Annotated in this window: 3 protein-coding genes and 1 pseudogene; all 4 read left to right on the top strand. The window is 58.2% G+C overall.

Going from position 1 to position 6006, the window contains the following annotated elements; translation table 11 throughout:
• On the top strand, positions 1-3201 hold a 3201-nt coding region (locus tag RZR99_RS31775; RefSeq protein ID WP_323123673.1), incomplete at its 5' end, for a YadA family autotransporter adhesin.
• 117 nt (positions 3202-3318) lie between these two features.
• Positions 3319-3609 (top strand): annotated as a pseudogene (locus RZR99_RS31770) (DUF2827 family protein); the annotation flags it as partial.
• 17 nt (positions 3610-3626) lie between these two features.
• Positions 3627-4319 carry a winged helix-turn-helix domain-containing protein gene (locus RZR99_RS31765; RefSeq protein WP_323123672.1) on the top strand — a complete coding sequence of 231 codons (693 nt, stop codon included), beginning with the start codon at positions 3627-3629 and terminating at the stop codon, positions 4317-4319.
• 152 nt (positions 4320-4471) lie between these two features.
• Positions 4472-5914, top strand: a complete 1443-nt coding sequence (locus RZR99_RS31760; protein WP_323123671.1) for an ISKra4 family transposase — start codon at positions 4472-4474, stop codon at positions 5912-5914.
• The last annotated feature ends 92 nt before the right edge of the window (positions 5915-6006 follow it).

The raw sequence follows: 6006 nt of genomic DNA, 5'->3' as shown, positions 1-6006 counted from the left end.
GCCGTCGCCATCGGCACCGGCGCCGTCGCCGGCACCAACAACTCCGTCGCCCTCGGCGCCAATTCCGTCACCGCCGCGGCCAACCCGACCAGCAGCGCCACCATTGCCGGCACGACCTTCAGCGGCTTCGCCGGTGCCACGCCTGCCGGTGTCGTCAGCGTCGGGGCACCCGGCTCGGAACACCAGATGACCAACGTCGCTGCCGGCCGAGTCACCGCCACCAGCACCGACGCGATCAACGGCAGCCAGCTTTACTCCGTCGCCCAGCAGGTCGGTACCACCACCAGCGCGATTTCCTCGCTGTCGACCGGCCTGAGCACCACCAATAGCAACGTCACCTCGCTGTCGACCTCGACGTCGACCGGCCTGTCGTCGGCCAACAGCTCGATCACGTCGCTGTCCACCTCAACTTCGACTGGTCTGTCGTCCGCCAACAGTTCCATCACGTCCCTCTCGACCTCCACGTCGACGGGCTTGAGCTCGGCCAACAGCGGTATCGCTTCGCTGTCCACGTCGACGTCGACCGGCCTGTCGTCCGCCAATAGCTCGATCACGTCCCTCTCGACCTCCACGTCGACGGGCTTGAGCTCGGCCAACAGCGGTATCGCTTCGCTGTCCACATCGACCTCGACCGGCATCAGCTCGTTGTCCACTGGCTTGAGCACCACCAACAGCAATGTCGCTTCGCTGTCCACGTCGACGTCGACCGGCCTGTCGTCCGCCAATAGCTCGATCACGTCCCTGTCGACCTCCACGTCGACGGGCCTGAGCTCCGCCAACAGCGGTATCGCTTCGCTGTCCACGTCGACCTCAACCGGCATCAGTTCGTTGTCCACTGGCTTGAGCACCACCGACAGCAATGTCGCGTCGCTGTCGACTTCGACGTCGACCGGCCTGTCGTCGGCCAACAGTTCCATCACGTCCCTCTCGACCTCCACGTCGACGGGCTTGAGCTCGGCCAACAGCGGTATCGCTTCGCTGTCCACGTCGACCTCAACCGGCATCAGTTCGTTGTCCACTGGCTTGAGCACCACCGACAGCAATGTCGCGTCGCTGTCGACTTCGACGTCGACCGGCCTGTCGTCGGCCAACAGTTCCATCACGTCCCTCTCGACCTCCACGTCGACGGGCTTGAGCTCGGCCAACAGCGGTATCGCTTCGCTGTCCACCTCGACCTCGACGGGTATCAGCTCGCTGTCCACCGGCCTGAGCACGACCGACAGCACCGTCACCTCGCTGTCCACGTCGACCTCGACCGGCCTGTCGTCGGCCAATAGCTCGATCACGTCCCTGTCGACTTCCACGTCAACGGGCTTGAGCTCGGCCAACAGCGGTATTGCTTCGCTGTCCACCTCGACTTCGACCGGCATCGCTTCGCTGTCGACTTCGACGTCCACCGGCCTGTCGTCGGCCAACAGCTCCATCGCGTCGTTGTCGACCTCGACGTCTACCGGCATCGGCTCCTTGTCCACCGGACTGAGCACCACCAACAGTACCGTCACCTCGCTGTCGACCTCCACGTCGACGGGGCTGTCGACAGCCACCAGCAGCATCGTGTCGCTGTCCACCGGCCTCAGTTCCACCAACAGCAACCTGGCCTCCCTTTCGACGTCCACGTCGACCGGCATCGGTTCGTTGTCCACCGGCCTGAGCACCACTAACAGCACCGTCACCTCGCTGTCGACCTCCACGTCGACCGCCATTCTGGCTGCCAAGACGCACTACTACAGCGTCAATGACAACGGCACTCAGCAAGGCAACTACAACAACGACGGCGCAACCGGCATCAACGCCCTTGCCGCAGGCACCAACGCATCCGCCGGCGGCGTCAGCAGCGTCGCCGTCGGCGATGGGGCCAACGCCAGCACCGACGGCGCGGTCGCTGTCGGCCAGAATGCGACCGCCACCGGCGGCAAGGCGGTGTCGGTCGGTGCGGGCAACACTGCTTCCGGCGATGGCGCGGTCGCGATCGGCGATCCGAACGTTGCCACCGGTACCGGCGCTGTCGCCATGGGCGCCAACAATTCCGCGACCGGACAGGGTGCGCTGGCCATCGGCAACGCCAACATCGCGACCGGTACGGGTTCGATCGCGCTGGGCAACACGTCGACGGCGGCGGGCGCGGGCTCTCTGGCGTTCGGTAACGGCGCGGTCGCACTCAACTCCAACGACGTCGCGCTCGGCTCCGGTTCGGTAACCGCCGCGCCGAAACCGACCGCCACCGGCACGGTGGGCGGCGTGACCTACTCGTACGCCGGCGCGAACCCCACCAGCGTGGTCAGCGTTGGCGCACCGGGCGCCGAACGCCAGGTCACCAACGTCGCCGCCGGTCAGGTCACCGCCACCAGCACCGACGCGATCAACGGCAGCCAGCTTTATCAGACCAACCAGGCAATCAACACGTTGTCGACCTCGACATCGACCAGCATCGCGTCCTTGTCGACGGGCGTCAGCTCACTGTCCACCGGGCTGTCGACCACCAACAGCAACGTCGCGTCGCTGTCCACATCGACTTCGACCGGTATCAGCTCGCTGTCCACCGGCCTGAGCTCTACCAACAGCAACGTGGCATCGTTGTCGACCGGTGTAACCAACATCAACAACCAGATCTCGTCGCTGTCGACCACGATCAACAACAGTACGATCCAGGCGGCCAACTCATCCGGGATTGCCGCCGACATGAACGGCACCGGCTCCGACAAGCCGACCGTCACCGCCGGCTCGAACTCGGTCGCGATCGGCGCCAACTCCAACGACGGCGGTCGCTCGAACGTGGTGTCGGTCGGCAGCTCGACCCAGCAGCGTCAGATCACCAACGTCGCGGCCGGTACGGAAGGCACGGATGCGGTCAACGTCAACCAGCTGACCGCGCTGTCGACATCTATGTCACAATCCCTGACGGGTCAGCAGTCCCAGATCAACAACCTGGGTACGCAGCTGAGTCAGACCCAACAGGCGCTGCAACAAACCGATCAGATGGCCCGGCAGGGTATCGCCGCCGCCACCGCCCTGACCATGCTGCCGCAGGTCGAACCCGGCAAGACGATCAACGTCGCCGTCGGGGTCGCCCGCTTCGCGGGTCAGTCGGGGATGGCGTTCGGTGCGAGCGCGCACGTCACAACCAACGGCATTCTCAAGCTGGGCGTCGGCATGTCGGGCGACAACAAGACTTACGGCGCGGGATATGGATATAGCTGGTGATCGACACAGGTCATTCCCCGTCTACTGGAGCCCGTAATAAACGCCNGGCATTCTCAAGCTGGGCGTCGGCATGTCGGGCGACAACAAGACTTACGGCGCGGGATATGGATATAGCTGGTGATCGACACAGGTCATTCCCCGTCTACTGGAGCCCGTAATAAACGCCTGGCCGTCGGCATCTCGCTGTTCGCGAGAGACGGCCAGGCGATCTGGGAAAACGGCATCCATCAGAACATCGCCTACCTGACGATGTTGCTCAAGAAATCGGACCAGATCGGTCCGATTTACTTCCTGAGCGGCGGCGACGCGAACACCTTGCCGGTCGGACTCGACGTGCCACTCGTCAATTTGAGCGGCGTGTCGCACGAACTCAACGTCGTGATCGAGATGGGTGCGCAGCTGCAGGTCACGAATGATAGATCGCTATGAAAGTATTAATTTTCGAAAGGAGCAATGAGTCTCTTTCCCGGCTGCGTGCGGCGGTATTGAAAATGGGGCATCAATGCTACATTGCTAGACATTTTAGTGGGGTGGTTTCTAGAATAAATAAAACAAATATCAATTTGATTGTCATAGGTGAAAATTCTAGTGAATTAATTATTCGTGATTTTACTGAATCGATTAGGGAAAAATTAAAAGAAAAATCGATATATGTTATTGCAATGTTTGATCTTTCTGATAAATTATCGCTACAACAGGCAATATCTCTAAATATTGATTATGGTGTATCGATTTATTCTGATGCAATTGTTTTGCATGAAAATATTGAAAAACTTCTCTTTCCAAAAATTGACGAAGAGGAAGGGTTAATAGAGAAAAAATTCGGCGAATATTTTTTTAAATTTGGTAGAAATATTGTAGAGATTAATGGGGATAAAGTTTTTCTATCGAAAAAGGAATTTGATTTGGCATTAATTCTTTTTAAAAATATCGATAAACCATTATCGTACGCTGAGTTAGTTAATTTCTTGTGGGGGAAGGCACAAAAAAGAAATGAAAGAAATCTTGTTCCGTATGTTTCGTCGCTTAGAAAAAAATTAAATTTATCAGAAATTTATGGTTACACAATAGAAAATATATATGGAGTAGGGTATATTTTGAATAAATTCAAATTTTGAACAAGATTTTGTTCACATCCCCAGTGGGTCAGTCCTGCGCGGACATCAACACGTTGATGTCGTCGGGTGTTGAGGGAAACCGTTAAAAAGCCTGGGAAGTGATCACACAAAGAGGTATCGTTTTCCTTCCTGTCTCCGAGGCGGAGGGAGCCATGCGATGCACGATCGCCCTGGAGTTCGACGATGGCGATGGGACTGAGACCTGGCGCGTAGAAGTCATGCGACTTCACGGGACTACCAGTGATCCGACATTCGGAGACGTGGGACTGTCCCTCGCCGAAGGGAAGTCGCTGATCAATTGTATCCAGCAGGAATTTGTTGTCGAGCAAATCACATGCTTCTGCACTTCGCGCAGGGCATGCCAGGCGTGCGGTGTACTACGCCGCCTCCACAATAGTCATTGCTCTGAATTGAAAACCACCCTAGGGAAGGTGTTCTACTGCCGGGACCGATGGAAGGCTTGCGATTGTGGTGCGGACGCCTCCAGGTATGTTTCGCCGCTCAAGCATTACTTTACGGATGTGACTACCGGTGAGCTACGATGGCTGCATGCGGGACTCGGTGCGTCAATGCCATATCGGCAGGCCAGGCAGATCATGAATCTGCTGTTACCGATGTCCGGTCGTGACAGTCATGTAACGATCCGCAATCACACGACGAATGTCGGCAAATGCATACAGCGCGCCCGACCCGCGCATCGACGGGGCGAGGAGACGAAGCCGGATGCCGAACTCGGCATTGACGTTGGCTATGTTCGTCGGGCCCGAAGCAACGGCAAAGGCGCGAGCAAGGACAATCGGACGACAACGGGGAAGGAATCTTCGTCGCTGGCAGTTGTGGTCGCGGCTTTGGGGCGGACAGGTAGGCAACCGAGAGTTTGGGCATCCGCGATGCCGCGCAGCAGGCATTTGCAGGAAGAAATGACTGAATTCCTGAGAGACAGTGGCTACGATGATTCGAACGACGTCTGCGTACTGACCGATGGAGCACTCGATCTGGCAGGCGTTGCAGCTGATCTTCCGTTCAATACCGAATGGGTGCTCGATTGGGCTCATATTGGTCGAATGTTGCGATACGCTGACCAGGCAGTCGCGCCCCTGGCGTACGGGCAGCTCACTGTGAACGGATCAGCATTCGAACTGTGGGATCTGTTTGTTCGCTTCCGCAGCCTAGTCTGGACTGGGGATGCGGCAGGTTGGCAAGGGCTCGCGAAAAAACTCCACCGACTCCTTGACCTGCGCGAGACGCGCGATCCGGATTCGAGCTGCCAGGTCAGACAGGCGCGCCGCAAACTCCTGGACGTGGTCACATATCTACAAGCTAATCGCGATTCGCTGATCGACTACCGCACACGACAACGCGCTGGCCGACGAATCTCGACCGGCTTCGTTGAATCCTCCATCAACCGAATCATCGGTCGCCGGATGTGCAAGGGCCAGCACATGCGCTGGAGTCGCGTGGGAGCACACAACATCGTACAGGTGCGTGTGGCCCTCCTGAATCAGGAACTCCTCGATCTCTCCAAGCACCAGTTTCCATGGATTGGCGAGCGGCGCGTATCGTGGCCATGGCAAAGCACTTCCCGGGCTTTTTAACGGCTTCCCTCAACATCCAGCGCACGACTCGTCTCGTCATTCGTGAAGAAATCGTGGGCCTTACGAGCCAGTATTGGCCACATAATGAGACA

It is taken from the genome of Burkholderia alba, from assembly GCF_034721475.1.
Taxonomy (GTDB): domain Bacteria; phylum Pseudomonadota; class Gammaproteobacteria; order Burkholderiales; family Burkholderiaceae; genus Burkholderia; species Burkholderia alba.
This window is presented reverse-complemented; position numbering and strand designations above follow the sequence as displayed.